The organism is Photobacterium atrarenae (genome assembly GCF_024380015.1).
Taxonomy (GTDB): Bacteria; Pseudomonadota; Gammaproteobacteria; order Enterobacterales; family Vibrionaceae; genus Photobacterium; species Photobacterium atrarenae.
In genome coordinates this window covers 1298167-1314796 of sequence record NZ_CP101509.1, presented here as the reverse complement: position 1 = coordinate 1314796, position 16630 = coordinate 1298167, and the positions used below count along the sequence as shown (strand labels likewise).

The window sequence follows — 16630 nt, the reverse complement described above, 5'->3', positions numbered from 1 at the left end:
CGTAGAACCCAACCAGCCGCAGCTCCGGGAGCTGCGGCTGGTTGATAGCTCAAGGCCAATCTGAACGTTAGTAGTTCAGGCTTAACGTGACGCCGGAATACTGGCGATAGCCTTTCATCATGACATAGTAAGTTTGCCCGGCGGCCACATTCACGGTGCAAGTTTCATTATTCCCGCTCCGGTATGGGCGGCAATCCCAGGACTGCGTTGTCGGCTTGCTCCCGGCTTTCACGTATAGATCCGCATCGCCAGTGCCGCCGCTCATTGCGATTCGGGCCGAAGCATTGACAGCAGCAGTAAAGGAGTAATGGATTTCACTGCCTGAGGCGCCGGAAAGCCCGCTGATCGGCTCGCCGTTCTTCAACTCGTCGCCACCCGGAGGGGGTGTGCCGCACGCAGCATTCACACCGACGGTTGCAAAGGCGCTGATCACATCATCACTGTTATAGCCCAGATCACCGGCAGCTTTCACGACACCACAGCCCCCCTGATCAAAAGTTGAATTGGCCGTCCAGTACAGCTGGTTTGCCACCGCAAACACTTCAAAGCCTTTACGGGGATCCCACCCGGCTTTATTCGCCAGCAGGTAATACGCACGGTTGAAGACACCGCTGGAATAGTGAACATTCAAGCCGCTGGTGTATTGCGAGGCGTGGTCGATCGACCGGCCGTCTTTTGAAGGCTGATCGAAATAGCGTAAGCCGCCTTCTTGCTTGAAGATGTCGCTGCCGACAACCCAGTCAACTGTACCACGCATGTAATACTCCGCGGCTTCCCCGGCAATATCAGAGAAGGCCTCGTTGATCCCGCCGGACATGTTACGGTAAACCAGCCCGGAGTTTTGCTCGGTAAAGCCGTGGCTGACCTCGTGGGCACTGACGTTAATATCGACCAGCGGGTAGAAAGTGTTCTGCCCGTCACCAAAGGTCATCGCCTGGCCATCCCAGAAAGCATTTTCATAGTTGCTGCTGTAATGCACCCGCATGGTCAGCTGGAAGGTCAGCGGCGCAGTGTTGAGCCAGTCCTTGTACATGTCAAAGACGACTTTCCCGAAATAATGGGCATCATTGAGCGGAGAATACGCGCCATTGATTGGCTTATACGCATTGACGTTATCGTCGGTGGCACACTCATAACTGAAAGGAGTCGAGCCAGAAGTACCGCCATTCAGATTCACGGTTTTAACGGCATCGTTGATCATGGTACAGGTGGTACCGACTTTCTCAATATCGAGCGGTGGGTAGTCAATCCCGAACTGATATTGACCCGTCTTCTGGTTCCCGCCTGGGCCTGTCCCGTGCGCCTTGGCATGAGCCAGACCTTCCCAACGTTCGATAATCTCACCGCTGTTAGCATCAATGAAGAAATACGGACGAGACGGCGTTTCATCCAAGATCAGGAAATTGACCAGATACACCAGGCGGGCGACATCATTATCATCCAGGCGAATCATCAATCGAGTTTGCTCGTTTTCAGTCAATTCCCCTTTAGCACCCATACCTTTCACCGCTCGTTTCACTTGCTGCTTGGCAATCGCCAGCGCCTGCTGGGCGTCCAGTTTCGGTGAAATCGCCGCAATATCCTGTTGCAATCCCTGAGCCATCATCCCGTGCACCTGGCTGGCTCCCTGCGCACTAACCGTCGCGGTCACCGCCGTGTTAAACACCGGAATACCCTGATAGACCTGCTGGTAACGCACTTTTTGAGTACCGTTCGGTAAAGTGATGGTTTTGACCGGCTGAAAACGCGTCGCCAGCGGTGTTGCCGACTGCGCGCTAATCCCCTGCTGCAGCACTGCCGGGTCAGTCACGCTGACCATTTCAGCGGCCACGCTCGGCAAAGCAGTAAGTGTAAAGAGTGAACCTAGCGAGATAGCAATTGTAATTTTATTAAGTTGTGATTTCATAACTCTTCCCTGGAGAATGATTGTGTTGAACTGTCCTTCAACTCTCAACCAATCCGACATCCTGTTGCCGGAAACTACTGGTGTGACTGCATGAGAACAACCTGTACCAGTTCGCTCATCTGTTATGATTTTCATTTTCATAACAGTGGATAAACCATGGGAAAGGATTCAGGAAAAATCCACTTTGCTACAATATTTTCGCAACTTGACGTGTATTTATAAATTTACATAGGTTACTGATCATTGTGTCATTAACAACTAAAAGCGATTCTAACCCTGAACAGATTTGCCCACACCCAAGTTGCTAGGTGTCATGGCGACTTTACAGCAAAAGGGATAATGCTACGTACTGATAAAATTCGCTTTATATTCGGAACTGTTTTCTATCGCTGTGTGGAGCGAAATAGATATCGTAGCCAGCAGATCATTGCAGCAAGAAACCTCAATTAGCGCAATTTAACATGAGCCTTCCTCTGCGTAAGTATGCCAAAGCTACGAATTTCCCCAGCAAGTGGCACTTGCCAAGAAATTGATAGATTTGACTTTAGTGGCCATAACTTCCCATACTGGCGTTTGTACTATCTAACAACAAGGAAAACAGATAGATATGTGTACTCGCATTCTCAACAATATTGACAACAAGCACGTCGCCGTGGCTCGCAACATGGATTGGGAGTTTCATCTGAATGCGACCCTGTTGCTAACTCCAGCCGGTGGACAGGCAATAGGCATGAGTAAATCTGAACGGAAAAAAGAAGGCTTATGCAAAAGCCAAGTACTGAAATGGAAGGTCAAGTACACCAGTGTTGCCACGTTGCTCGGTGACCAGGACAACGGTTTTGGTTTCTGTGACGGAATGAATGAAAAAGGGCTTGTCGCCAATGTGCTCTACGATACCAATAGCAGTTTTCATCAAGGCCCGTTAACCGAGAATGAAAAAGGGCTGAGTGTACTGCGTTGGGGACAATTTATCCTTGACCGGTTTGCCAGTGTTCAGGAAGTGGTGAGCTATTTTTCTTCTCCCGCCCGAGAAATTGATATTTGCCTGTTCGGCAGCAATGTTCCCGGAGACCCGAACGCGCCCGCACAATTGCATGCGGCGATCTCTGATCACCGGGGGGATTCAGCCATTCTGGAAGTGCATCAGGGCAAACTGACCATCTATCATGATCGTCAGAATACAGTTATGACCAACGAGCCGGATTATCAGACCCAGCTCGAACTCGCGACATACTGGCGCTATCAGTGGAATCAGACCGACACTTTAAATAACACCCCGGTCTTTACAGTTCCCGGCGGGCATACATCCGTGCAGCGTTTCGAACGCGCCAGTTACTATCGTATGCTACAAAATACGGACCTGCAGAACGTTGACCGTGTCGCCCAGGTAGGCGCGATGATCTCACCTTGCAAGGTCCCGCAAGGCTTTGAAGCGCTCCATCCAATGAACCTGGAAGAATGCCTCGAGAAAAAAGCCGGGATTACGTTTAACTCATTTACTTTGTGGACCAACATCAGTGATTGCCATCACAAACGCTACTATCTGCAGAGTAACAATAATATTCAAACGGTTTGGGTGGAGATCCCTAAATCACTGAAACAAGCGCGAGCTATCACGCTGGACGCACAATTCAGGGCATCCCAAACCATGGGTGATATCATGCAGGATATGACACCGGTGAAATACAACCCGCTTCATATTGCGTAATCGAACTTGTCATTCGCAAGGCAGAACTGGTTTTTGCCTGAGGCTTTCGCCCGGTACAGCGCTTCATCAGCGAGCAACAGCGCACTTCTATGCTGCCCTGGCTGATGAAGCGCCAAACCGATACTGACGGTCACAGGACGTCCGATACCGAAATCATGCGCCGATACTTGCCGCAATAAGTCAGCCACTTTTTTCTGGGCCTTGAAAGCATCCATTTCATTGATGGAAAACAAAAACTCCTCTCCCCCCCAACGCCCAACCACATCACCGGAGTGCGCAACGTGCTCGAGGCAACGGGCCACGGTAGATAGCACGGAGTCGCCGACATGGTGGCCGAAAACATCGTTGACCTGCTTGAAGTCGTCCACATCAATAATAGCTATCCAGCGTATAGTTTTGGAGTCAAGCAAATAATCATCAAGGTAGCGTCGATTGACTAATCCTGTTAAAGGGTCTTGCGTCGCCAAAGCTTGCAGTTTTTGATTCGACTCCCGCAAGGCAGCTAAAGTCTGGCGGCGGCTCGAGTCATAAAAAAAACCGACAATAAACAGAAACAGATAAACTGCCGTAAAATGAATAAAGCTAATTGGCTCAAAGCGCGCAGCGCCCCAGGTGTCCATGGTCGATAGGGTAAAGGCCGCGGTTCCGATAAAGGTGGCCAAACTAAACCAGGCTCCTCTTTTGTAACCCAGAATAAACATCGAAACCACAGGTGTTAAAAACATAAAGGCCAGTGCAAACTCGTGGTGTCCCGCTGCCAACACCAAGAAAAAACTCGAAAACGTGATGTCCAACTGCATAATCAATGCCGCCGCTGTCGGTGCTCGCCGACCTTTCATCAGCCACAAACTGACCAAGCATGAGAGAGTTGCAACCGACATTGTATGACGCATGAAGGTGTTGGGAACGACAAAGATGTTGTAGTACAGGAAGTACGCATTGGTCAGGACCAGGACCAACAGCGCCATAATTAAAAAGGAGTAATCTTTGTAGCGTTCATCATCTGACTTTAGCGTCAGCCATTGTTCTATCCAAGCAGTGAACACGGGAAACCTCTTGCTGTGGGCTGGTCTTATCATTATTTTTGATTCCCAAGAATCATCTATTGATAGAAATGATATCGGATATATGTATCAGATGTATAGCGTGTTACCGATTTCCTGAGAGATAGTTTTTAAGACTGAAAAATGCTGGATTTCATCCACAGATATAGCACTTTTGGGTTATTGGTTTTATTTGATTTTAGTGATGGAAGTCATCTCCCGGATGCGGGGGCCCCTATCTTCTTTTTCGCAAGTCACGGATCAGTGAGCCGGTAACCGTCAATACCGTCACTGGTACACAGAAGTAGCAGATGAATAACTTGAGTGGACTGAGCCATTGGGCCTGGGTTGTCATACCGATTAAAAATGCACTGTAGAGCAGGTATAAACTGAAGAAGAGCCCGCCTTCGACACGGCTCAGGGATGCGCCGGTGAAAAAAAACGGTAAGCACAGTAAAGCGACAGCCAGCATGATGGGAAAATCCTGCTGCACGAGTTGGAGGCTGCCAGTCAGCCCCTGCTCACTGACTAGACCTGAAATGCCAAGCACAGCCAATAAGTTAAAGGTATTGCTGCCCACCACATTCCCCACCGCGATATCACGTTGGCCTCGGAGGCTGGCCACGATTGAGGTGACAACCTCGGGTAATGAGGTCCCGATGGCCAGGATTGTCAGCCCGATGACAGCTTCACTGATCTCAAAGACTCTCGCGATATTTACCGCACTACCGACCAATACATTCGCCCCCAAGATCAGGCAACTCAGTCCGACGGCCAGCCATAGTATGCTGTGCCAGACCGGGGACATGTTCTCCGTGGGCTCGGTGCCAGCATCGCGATTTGATACTGGCGTTTTCAGATGCTCCGTCCGTTTGCCCTGAACAAATAAAAACACCGTATACCCCATGAGCAGCACAACCAGTACGGCGCTATTCCCCCGGCTGAGCTGCCCATCAATTGCCATAGAGAGCACGAGTGCACTGGTGAGGATCATGACCGGCACGTCTTGACGAATCAACTGCCTGGAAATGGTGAGGGGGATAATCATGGCCGAGAGCCCCAGAATGAACAAGACATTAAAGATATTGCTCCCCACAACATTCGCCATAGCCATTTCACGCTGACCCGTGAGGACAGCGCGAATGCTGACGGCCAGCTCCGGGGCGCTGGTTCCGAATGCGACCACGGTTAAGCCGATCACCAAGCTGGGGATCCCCATTCTTTCGGCGAGTCGGGCAGCACCTTTCACTAGGCCGTCTGCCCCGCCGATGAGCAGGAGCAAGCCGATGATCATCAATAAATAGTCCAACTGTAACCTCGCTATCGTGGCGGGCCTGTTTGAAGCACAGAGACGCGACTCGATAGCATGCATATTCTATGGCGTATCGCGATCGCTACGGGCCCTGCCGGGATAGTATAGATAATTGCGATAGCGCAACCGTGTCACATTTATCAAACCACAAGATGAGAATACGCCGGGCTAAGCGCCGGAGTTTTTCCCGGACGGCCCTGATTCACCGAATCGGAAACACTTGCGGCCAGCGCCGAGCTTGCCCATGCAGCCTGACTGGTCATACCTCACTTAAGTCTCAATTTATCTGGTTAACATATTTAAGCCTTCAAAAACAAAGCCTTAAGTGTTGCAAATTAACATCTTTATCAATATCATTCACCCAAATTGTATCTAGTTATCAATAGTGGTAAGAATTTGAGAATTGGTATTCTAAACGGCGGCGATTCAAGTGAACGTTCTGTCTCACTTAAATCAGGCGAATGTATCGCCAAGGCTGTGGAACTTCTGGGGTATGAAGCGATTAAAATTGATCCTCGCCACATTGATGTGACCCTGCAGGGTTTCTTCAATCTTGATCGCATATTTATCGCTTTACATGGTGGTATCGGTGAAAGCGGTCATATTCAAGCACTGTGCGATATGCTCAAAATTCCATATACCGGCAGTGGGTTGCTTGCCTCTTCTACGTCATTAAATAAACACAAAACCAAAGAGATTTGGAAAGCCAATGGCCTCAACACGGCTGAATGGATAACTGTAAACAAAAACACACCTTCCGACGCAATCAAAGAGACACTTTCCAAGCTCTCCTATCCTGTGGTTGTAAAACCGTTAAACCAAGGGTGCAGCCTGGGCGTCACGAAAGCCGATAACCCGCAAGACTTATTTTCGGCACTGACTGCTGCATTTGAATATGATGAAGAAGTTATCGTTGAAGCCTTTATTCAGGGACGCGAATACACTTGTGCCATTCTGGACGGCCAAGCCTTACCAGTCGTCCAAATCAAATCAGAGACTTTCTTCGATTGGAATGCCAAATTTGGCAATGAGACAGCGACCTACCACTGCCCATCCGATCTGACACCGGAACAAGAGCAGCAAATGCAAGCCATCGCCCTCAAGGCCTATCAAGTTCTTGGCTGCCGGGGCTGGGGTCGTATTGACACTTTCCTTGATGAAGATGGCGAAATCTATCTCATTGAAATGAATACTGTCCCCGGGATGACAACGCGCAGTGTATTCCCGATGGCCGCGAAACAAGCGGGGATCAGCTTTGAAGGCGTCATAGAAAAACTGCTCAGTTCTGCAACGTTTGACTACGTCAAGTAACTGCCACTGGCAATCTAGCCATAATAGAATGCCTGCCCCCCACTCTAACGGGATCAGGCTTTACTTCAAAACGTCATCGTTTCTAGCAAAGCTTCCCCCCAGCTAAGTCGTCAGCACGCCATTCTGGGCAGACCACAATTCCTGATATAGTCCCTCTTGCTTAAGCAACTCATCATGACACCCTCGCTGAACCAACTGCCCACTATCGAGCACCAAAATTTGGTCGGCATCCCGAATAGTGCTCAGGCGATGGGCTATCATAATCACGGTTTTATCTTTCACCAGCTCGGATAACGCTTGCTGGATATAGTGCTGAGTAATGGCATCGACAGAGGCTGTGGCTTCATCAAGCAAGATGATTGGCGCATCTTTCAGCAGTGCCCGGGCAATAGAAAGTCGCTGCCTCTCACCACCAGACAAACTGGCTCCACTCTCACCAATGAGTGTCTGATAGCCTGCCGGTAACCGGTTAATGAATTCTCCACAATATGCCATTTTACAAGCTGCAAACACATCTTCATCGCTGGCCGACGGCCGACCAATGCGCACATTGTCCATAATGGTGCCGTCAAATAACTGCACTTGCTGGAATACCATGCTGATGTGCTGGTAAAGCCCTTCAGAACCCAACGCCTTGACGTCTTTACCCCCGACTCTGATAGTGCCCTGATCCGGATCGTAGAAGCGTGCCAGCAGGTTCATCACGGTGCTCTTGCCGCTACCGGAAGGCCCGACAATCGCCGTCACGGCCTGGTGCCGGGCAGTAAAACTTATGTTGTGCAGTACTGGCATTGACTCATAACCAAAACTCACCCCGTCGAAACAAACTGAATACTCGGTGATCCCGGCAGCTTTCTCAGGCTCACTCAACAACGCCTCATCATAAAGCCCTTGCAGCTTTCCTTCACACTGCACTGCATAACGTAGTATGGTCAGATGCTGGCCCATTTCGAGCAAGGGAGAGATCACGCGATGGGCAAGCAGCATAAACAGCAGCAACGTCAACGGGCTCGCGCTACCGGCGTCTATCTTATTCGCTGCAATCAGGAAAAACACCACCAACCCGAGCTCAAGCAACAGCCGGTAAAGCACAACCGGGACGGCCCCCCATTGCTCAACCTTAATCGACATACGGATCATCTCATCGAAATGACGATAAAGCTTGCCCAGCCACAGCTCAGCGCGATGATAGAACCGCAACGTCTTGATGCCACTCACAAACTCAACAATCAGACCTGATGTATCGCGATACACCGCTTGTTTATCCTGGCTCATCCGGACAAACAGCTTGCGTGTCACCTGCAACACCCAGAAGGCAAACGGCATACCGATAATCAGGCTGAGCGCCAGCTGCCAATCAACCCACATCAACCCCGCAACCAGCACTACGGGGATCAATAAGGTAGTCAGTACCTCAATCACCAAATGGGTGAAAATGTTTTCGACCCGCAGAACATCGTCAGTCACCATATCGGTCAGCTGGCCGGTACGATAACGATACAGCGCGCCCAGCGGCAACTGGTGCGCCCGATCAAGTAGCTTCTCTCTGTATCCCCCCATGATAGAATAACTACCGAGAAAGCTATTTTTCTGTCCATGTATTGCACAAAATAGCTGAAGAGAAAAAATACCCACCAGCAATGCCGTTACCATAGCGATCGAAGGCGTCACCTCGCCAGTGCCACCAACGTCAGCCATCAATACAGCCTGCAGCCACCAGAAACAGACCAGCATCGGTAACACATCCAGCAAACGCTCGGCAATACGCCAAATCATTCCGCTCAACAGTTGCGCGGAAGAACGCTCACTGCGTTGAATCACCCGCAGAATAACGCCCAAAATACTATCAGCCTGCATGGACGACCTCCTTTGCAACTGATTGGCGTTTAACAACACCGATAGACCAATTATCAGTGTCGTTTTGAAGCTGCCAGATCTGCCGGTAGTAATCACTGGTACCCAGAAGATGAGCATGATTACCCTGTAACTGAATGAGTCCGTCTTCAATGATGCCGATAAGATCCGCACTTTCAAGGCCGTACGTACGATGGGCAATTACCAGCACCGTCTTCTCCGGATAGTGCTTTTTCAATGCGTGATAGAATGCTTTTTGGGTCAGGCTATCGGCAAACGCAGTAGCCTCATCAAGTACCAGGATAGGCGTATCGGCGAGCAACGCCCGAGCCAATGCAATACGCTGTTTTTCACCACCAGACAGGCGAACACCCTGCTCCTGCAGTTGCGTATCATAGCCTTCCGGCAAGCGTTGAATTAGTTCCTGCGCTTGTGCCACGGTGACGGCTTGGTGCATATCTTCCTCAGTAATACCGTCACGTGCCAGTTGCAGGTTATCTCGAATTGTCCCTTTAAACAAAAACACATCCTGCGAAGCCACAGCAATCAGTGACGCGCGCTGTTGGTTATCCAATGACGAGACAGGCACCCCGTTGACCAGCACCTCGCCGCTATCAGGTACCAGCAAACCTGCCAGCAACTGGGCCAGAGTCGATTTTCCGCCCCCGGATCGCCCCATCAGCACAGTGGTTGTCCCCGGCGCCAGGGCCAGATTGAGACCATTCAGCACCGGCAAGTCATCATAGCCAAACGAAACATCTTTAAAGGTCACTTGCAAAGGTGTCTCCAGCGCCGTTAGTTGTGATGTATTCTCGGTTGTTGGCGCTGCCATGATCGGGGCGAGTCGTTTAACGCCGGCCAGCACCTCTTTAATTTCAGTAAAAAAATTGCTGATCTTAAGCAAGGGACGTAGCATTCCGGCCCCAAGCAGTACCGCCATCAGAACATCGAGCAAACGCACTTCACCAGCCTGATAGAGCGCCATCGCAACAGGCAAAATTACCAGCAGGTTTGCCCCCAGCAAGCAGGTAAACATTGCCCACCTGGGCACAGTCACTTTGGTAATCTTCGCCACCATGCTGTAATACTGATCGAGACTGTCCATCATCGCTTTAAAGCGACGGCTGTCTTGCTGAAACAGTTTCATCACCGGCATGTTACGCAGGTACTCTATCGTGGTGCGATTGAGGCTTACCGATGCCTGGTGATACTCGGTATAGAGTTGATCCATCCCGCGCATCACCAGCATTGAACTGAACACCGCCAGCGGTGCAACCAGCAAACTAGCAAGAGCCAGACGCCAGTCCACCCAGAGCAAATAGCCGGTTACCACCACCGGACCAATGGCCGACACCGACACTTCTACCGTATGGTGGGCAACGAAATTTTCCACCCGCTCGACATCCTGGAGCACAGCCAGCTTCAACTGGCCAGAATGGTACTTTTGCAACCAATGTACCGGTGCCCAGGCCAGGCGAGTTACAAGAAGGCGGCGGGTATGAGTCAAAATGCCAAATGCAGCCTTATGGCTCAGTCCGTATGCTAGCGCATACGCCATCGTCTTTGCCGCCAGAGCCGCCATCATCCATAACGCTGAGTGATAGAGCGCGGTTGTCAGTTCGGGGGAAGAAAGATATTGCTGGTAGTATCCGAGCACAACTTCCATTGCCTGAAAAACAAGCCAGAAAGGCAGCAACTCAAGCAACGCGGCAAAACAGGTAAATATCAGCGACGCAGAAAGACACCCTTGCCGAACTTTTACCATTCGCCATAACGTCAGCCAGCCAGTGTCATCTTCCAAATTAGACATCGTTGTCAGTCCTTCACAGCAACAGGAAACAATCCGGCAGATCATAAATTTCGATCTAATCACAAGCTACCCAGATCAGTCGCCGTCTGCCCCAATCGGTTCAATGGGCTAAAGAATAAGGAGAACTTAACCCGATGCGGACATTCCCATTCCTGATCAGAATGCTCTCATTCACCCTAGTCGGGGCTTTTTCGCCCGATGCGGGTAGTTCCATTTGTTCGCGGCTTACATAATTGCTGAAATTTATCTGGAACAGGCACAGGGCGAACCTTAGCAGCCTGTCAGAAGGCCTTAATATTCCGCCAACGAAGACATGACCAACAGCGGATCTGCCGAACCCCAATCAGGCGTACTTCTGATTAGGCATCTTCATCTAAATAATTCTTGGGAATAAAAAATGAATCAACAAGCTCGCCTAACGGCTAAAGACCTGATCAATGTCGGAATCTACTCGGTTCTGTATTTCTTCATCATGATCGTTATCGGTTTTTTAGGTTTTATCCCCGTTTTTATTCCTTTGCTTGCGGTCATTCCCGCTTTGTTCGGTGGTATTCCGTTCATGCTGTTCCTGACGCGGGTTGACAAGTTCGGAATGGTGACGTTACTAGGCTCCATCAATGGGATATTAATGTTTATCGCAGGTATGGGCTATTGGGCTTGCCTCACTGGCTTGTTGTTTGGCTTAATCGCAGACCTCGTACTTGCACTCGGACAATACAAAAGCCCGAAATTGAGCTTGTGTGGATACACCTTGTTTAGTGGTTGGGTAATTGGAAACTTTATCCCCTTCTTTGTGGGTCGCGAAGAATACTTTGCCATGTTGAAACAAGGTTATAGTGAGTCTTACGCGCAGCAGTTAGAAGCCTTATTACCCATGTGGTCACTGCCGTTTTTATTTATAACGTGCATTTTGTGTGGTGCTATTGGCAGTGTGATCGGTAAACGAGTTTGTTCCATTCAATTCAAACGCGCAGGTATTGTTTAATGCGATTGAACAGCCACTCTTTGCAACGGCGATTCAGTCTCGATCCACGAACCAAGATTTTATTGTTACTCAGCATCAGCGTATTTGTGGTCAGCGGGGTAGCCGGCAGCCATGCCTGGGTTCGCTCATCAACCTATCTATTGGCAGTCATCCCCTTATTGCTTTTAGGACTAGAAGGACGTTTATATTTAGCCGGATGTTATGGTGCAATATACAGCACCTGTCTATACATAGCCTATGTACTGGTGCCCATCACAGAGGGTTTAACTAACTCCATGCTGCTGGTATTAGTCGGAGTGTTTACGCGAATTCTGCCCGCGATATTTTCGGGTATATATCTCGTCTCAACGACGACAGTGAGCGAATTCTTGGCAGCTTGCCGTAAGCTTGGCCTGCCGCAACAAATGACGATTCCACTCGCTGTTGTATTTCGTTTCTTTCCGACCTTTTTCTCCGAAGCCATTGCCATTGAAAAAAGCTTGGCAATGCGCGGCTTACGTTTCAAACATATCATCCGTTTAAGACTGCTGCCGCTTCTGATCAACACCACTCGCATCGGTGAAGAATTATCAGCAGCTGCGTTAAGCCGCGGGTTATCTGCCTCAGTAAAGCGCAGCGAACGTCAATCACTAACATTTTCTTGGCACGACTACCTTGTGTTGACGATCGTAACCTTGCCTCTTTGTTTGTTGTTCATCTCTTTGTTGTTCGGGTAGGTTTATGAATTCAGTTACTTCAAACACCGAGTTGCTAAATTTGCGCAATGTCAGCGTACGCTACGAGCATCACGATACTGCGTGCTGGAGCCTTAAAAACATTGACTTGCAGATAGCCAAAAGTGAAGTCGTTCTGTTTTGCGGTGCATCTGGCTGTGGCAAAAGTACATTGCTGCGACTAGCAAATGGCTTAATTCCGCACTATTTTGATGCTGATGTAGAAGGAAGTATTCAAGTTCAGGGGAAAGCCCTCGAGCACTTTAATTTGGCATTAATGGCAAAGCAAGTTGGCAGTGTATTTCAAAATCCATCAAGCCAGTTCTTCGCCACCACAGTGGAGGATGAACTGGCCTTTGCTCTCGAAAATCAAAGCTATCCAGTTGCATCAATCAACCAGCGCCTTGCTGAGGTTGCCGAGCAGTTTTCATTACAGGATCAATTACCCCAGTCTATCTTTGATCTCTCTAGTGGCCAGCAACAGAAACTGGCATGTGCCTCGGCCAGCATGTTGAACCCTGATGTGTATGTACTTGATGAACCCTCAGCTAATTTAGATGCAGAGGGCATCGCCATGTTACGCGCGACGATTCAGCGGTGGCGTACGCAAGGTAAGACGATTCTTATCGCCGAGCATCGCTTATATTACCTAAATGGCTTGGTTGATCGCGTGTTTCATATGGCCGAAGGTCAAATCCAGGACACGATGACCGGGGAGCAATTCTTTTCTCGCTCGAGCCACGCCTTAGAACAACAGGGGTTACGGCCCGCCCATTTTGCCGACCTTTGCTGCTCAGCTTCAGCAGCAAGCCGGCCTGACGATAGCTATCGGTTATCACCCATTCGATTAGGCAGAAACGGACAGGTGTGGCTTGATATGCCGTCACTCTCTTTACCTAAGGGGCAGGTGACGACCATTATCGGTGCAAACGGCGCAGGTAAGTCCAGTTTAATGAAGGTGCTTGCCGGACAGCACCGTGACAAAGTGGTGCTTAGCGACAATCAAACACAATGGCGTTGGCGAGCACGTCAGCGGCACAGTTTTTTTGTATCCCAACACGTTCATCAACAGTTGATAGCCGATTCAGTGTTAGAAGAAATCCAGCTTAGTATGCCGGAGCCTTCCGAGCAAGGCGCGCGCGAGTGGCTACAACAGGTAGGGTTAGAAGAATTAGCCGATACACACCCGTTAGCAATGTCTCGAGGCCAACAACAGCGTTTGGCACTGTTAACCGCCTTAGCCAGTGAACGCGAATTGCTGCTGTTAGATGAGCCTACCAGCGGGTTGGACTGGCGCAATATGGCAGCACTTGCCGAACTTATCCAGAACGCCTGCCGCTGCAACCGAACTGTTGTAGTGATTAGCCATGACCCTGAGTTTATTGCCCAAGTAAGCCAACAAGTGCTGGTGCTTGAATCTGGCTATTTGAAATCACAGTTTGATGTTGGGGCAGATCAAGGTCAGCAATTGCTAGCTGAGCTTCGGTCATTTCAGAAGTTAAGCACACTCATTGCCTAAATCAAAACCGCTATTGATTCCCGCTTCCTAATAACCGCCACCTTCCGGTGGCGATTCTTTTTGGTAACAAATCTATCCGTTTCGGGTTTGAAATATCTCTTTCGGGTAGCAGCAGATCCTCTCAACCAAGACAATTGCGCGAATGATTATCAATAACAACATGTTGCTATTGCAAGGAGTACGAGAGGTATGCAAGCCGCACCATTACGGGGTCAGGGTCTATCAGTCTTAAATAAACCACCCCACACACACAACATCAATAAACTCGCGCTACTAGTGAAAACAGGGCTTCTCTGCAGCGCTATCAGCACAACACCCAATGTACTGGCCAACACCAACGAAAAGACAGAAAGTCAATCTTCGGAACTGGAGGTCATCACGGTTACTGCCGAAAAACGTAATGCCGACATCATGGATGTTAGCTCCAGTGTTTCCGCAATTACCGACTCGGATTTGAAAGATGCCGAGATCAGCTCCATTACAGAGCTGAGCCAACATGTACCTAACCTGCACATTTTTACCTGGGGGGCTCGCGAGAAAACAACATCTTCATTCGGGGTATAGGTCCGGGCCTATTCACCGATCCTACCGTAGGTTTTTATGTCGATGGGGTTAACTATACCAGTAACGGTATGTTTGACCTAGATCTCACTGATGTCGAACGTATTGAGGTACTACGTGGGCCTCAGGGAACGCTTTATGGTGGTAACTCTCTGGCTGGTATCATCAACGTGATCACCAAAAAACCAGACAATTTCACTGATGCCCGCGTATCCGTCACTGCTGATACCCTTGAGCGCCGTAAGGTCAGTGTCGGCGTGAATACTCCCCTGATCGAAGACCAGCTATACGGTGGACTGAGCCTTGCCTTTACCGATAACAATGGCCACCTGACCAACATCCATAACGGTAAAGACTACGGTGCCAGAGAGGACTTTGTTGCACGCGCAAAACTACGTTGGGAGCCGACCTATACCTTTGAGTCTGACCTTATTCTTGATTTCCAGCGACTGCGTGGCGATTCGTATGCTCTGGGGAGTGCAGCCTTTATCAAAAACAACCCGGACAAAGTCGACCATGACTATGACGGTGAAGATAACCGCGATGCCTACGGTATTACACTCGTGATGAGAAACGAGTTCAGCCGTTTTGATTTCACCTCCATCACCGGTTGGCGCGATTGGGACAGCTACAACTCTGCCGACCAGGATGCCAGCAGCCAGACGAACTATATCTACCACAACATAGCCAAAGAAGAGCAGAAGCAGTTCTCGCAAGAACTACGCTGGGCCTCAAACACCGCGAGCGATTTGCAGTGGCTGGCTGGCCTTTACGGCTACTATGCCGAATACAAAACCAAGAGCACCAACATGCTCGACTATACAGCCATTGGCTGGGGAGGCCCTTACACCGACTATACCAATGTGGAAAAGGAAAACTCAGGGTACGCAGCCTTCGGTCAGGTTGACTACAGTCTGACTGAGCGTTTGACCTTAACGGCAGGTCTACGGGTTGATATGGAAAAACGCAATGCCGATATCCAGTCCAATAACCAGAGCAGCCCGAGCGTCAACATCCAGGGTGACAAGGACTTTAACGAGTGGCTGCCAAAAGCGGGGGTTTCTTACGCTCCTGACAGCAGTGCCTTGATCTACGGGACTATCAGCCAAGGCTACCGTGCCGGCGGTTTTGATCACCTGTATCCGAACCAGGACGATCCAACATACGATTCTGAAACCAGCACCAACTACGAGCTGGGCTACAAGGCATCATTCCTCGACAACTCACTTGAACTCAGTACGGCCCTGTTCTATATCGACATCAAAGATCAGCAGGTCCAGCAACTGGTTCAGAGCACCAATACCATCATGACAGATAACGCCGGCCGTGGCCGCAGCCAGGGTATTGAATTTGAAACCCGTTACACTCCGGCACCCGGCTGGTTGATGGAACTTGGCGGCAGCTATACCAATGCTGAGTACAAAGACTACGAGAACTGCGCTATGACCAGCTTGCAAAGCTGCAGCGGCAATAAGATGGTTAACACCCCTGAGCTAACAGCCAACTTCGCCTTGCAGAACACCCGTCCGCTGACGGAGCAGCTGTCACTGTTCAGCCGTTTGGATGTCATTCATGTCGGCGAGTACTACTTCAATAGCCTGAACACCCTCCAACAAGACCCATACCAACTCGTCAATGTTAAGCTGGGAGTTGAAGCCCAGGACTGGGATGTCTACCTGTGGGCGAAGAATGCGCTCGATGAATATTACTCCACCGTAGAGTTCGACTTTGGCTCCGGCCATACCGTCGAAGCCAGCGACCCACAAAGCTTTGGTCTGACGTTCAACGCTTACTACTAAGCAACCAGAATAAGGACCTGTCTAAGGCAGGTCCTGTTTATTGGCACTGAATTGGTTTGGTCATATCCGGCCATTTTTCCCCGATTGACTCATATTTTCTGTTGTCTCT

At 49.8% G+C, this 16630-nt stretch carries 12 protein-coding genes; 7 read left to right on the top strand and 5 right to left on the bottom strand.

Going from position 1 to position 16630, the window contains the following annotated elements; genetic code table 11:
• Positions 1-67: 67 nt before the first annotated feature.
• Positions 68-1906, bottom strand: a complete 1839-nt coding sequence (locus tag NNL38_RS21955; protein WP_255390989.1) for a M4 family metallopeptidase — start codon at positions 1904-1906, stop codon at positions 68-70.
• 607 nt (positions 1907-2513) lie between these two features.
• Here NNL38_RS21955 and NNL38_RS21950 point away from each other — a divergent pair.
• Entirely contained in the window at positions 2514-3614 is a 1101-nt protein-coding gene (locus NNL38_RS21950) for a linear amide C-N hydrolase (protein WP_255390988.1), read from the top strand.
• Here the strand turns inward: NNL38_RS21950 and NNL38_RS21945 are convergent.
• On the bottom strand, positions 3602-4660 hold the full coding sequence (locus tag NNL38_RS21945) for a GGDEF domain-containing protein (RefSeq protein ID WP_255390987.1): 1059 nt from the start codon (positions 4658-4660) through the stop codon (positions 3602-3604). The genes NNL38_RS21950 and NNL38_RS21945 overlap by 13 nt on opposite strands.
• 232 nt (positions 4661-4892) lie before the next feature.
• Positions 4893-5966 carry a calcium/sodium antiporter gene (locus NNL38_RS21940; RefSeq protein WP_255390986.1) on the bottom strand — a complete coding sequence of 358 codons (1074 nt, stop codon included), beginning with the start codon at positions 5964-5966 and terminating at the stop codon, positions 4893-4895.
• 399 nt (positions 5967-6365) lie between these two features.
• Here NNL38_RS21940 and NNL38_RS21935 point away from each other — a divergent pair, with 399 nt between their 5' ends.
• Positions 6366-7280 (top strand): D-alanine--D-alanine ligase family protein, encoded by a 915-nt coding sequence (locus NNL38_RS21935; protein ID WP_255390985.1) that lies wholly within the window; start codon positions 6366-6368, stop codon positions 7278-7280.
• A 102-nt stretch (positions 7281-7382) separates the two neighbouring features.
• Here NNL38_RS21935 and NNL38_RS21930 read toward each other — a convergent pair whose 3' ends face one another.
• Positions 7383-9137: an ABC transporter ATP-binding protein gene (locus tag NNL38_RS21930; RefSeq protein ID WP_255390984.1), complete on the bottom strand. Its 1755-nt coding sequence runs from the start codon at positions 9135-9137 to the stop codon at positions 7383-7385.
• Positions 9127-10944: an ABC transporter ATP-binding protein gene (locus NNL38_RS21925; RefSeq protein WP_255390983.1), complete on the bottom strand. Its 1818-nt coding sequence runs from the start codon at positions 10942-10944 to the stop codon at positions 9127-9129. The genes NNL38_RS21930 and NNL38_RS21925 overlap by 11 nt, the downstream gene beginning before the upstream one ends.
• Before the next feature lie 397 nt (positions 10945-11341).
• On the opposite strand from NNL38_RS21925, the gene NNL38_RS21920 reads away from it, so the two are divergent.
• From NNL38_RS21920 to NNL38_RS21900, 5 genes are all read left to right on the top strand, one after another.
• Entirely contained in the window at positions 11342-11929 is a 588-nt protein-coding gene (locus NNL38_RS21920) for an MptD family putative ECF transporter S component (protein WP_255390982.1), read from the top strand.
• Positions 11929-12645: an energy-coupling factor transporter transmembrane component T gene (locus tag NNL38_RS21915; RefSeq protein WP_255390981.1), complete on the top strand. Its 717-nt coding sequence runs from the start codon at positions 11929-11931 to the stop codon at positions 12643-12645. Before NNL38_RS21920 ends, NNL38_RS21915 begins: the two co-directional genes overlap by 1 nt.
• A gap of 4 nt (positions 12646-12649) precedes the next feature.
• Entirely contained in the window at positions 12650-14161 is a 1512-nt protein-coding gene (locus NNL38_RS21910) for an ABC transporter ATP-binding protein (RefSeq protein WP_255390980.1), read from the top strand.
• A 189-nt stretch (positions 14162-14350) separates the two neighbouring features.
• A complete protein-coding gene (locus NNL38_RS21905) occupies positions 14351-14725 on the top strand; it encodes a hypothetical protein (protein WP_255390979.1) in 375 nt (124 codons plus the stop codon).
• Entirely contained in the window at positions 14683-16521 is a 1839-nt protein-coding gene (locus tag NNL38_RS21900) for a TonB-dependent receptor (protein WP_369414643.1), read from the top strand. The genes NNL38_RS21905 and NNL38_RS21900 overlap by 43 nt, the downstream gene beginning before the upstream one ends.
• The last annotated feature ends 109 nt before the right edge of the window (positions 16522-16630 follow it).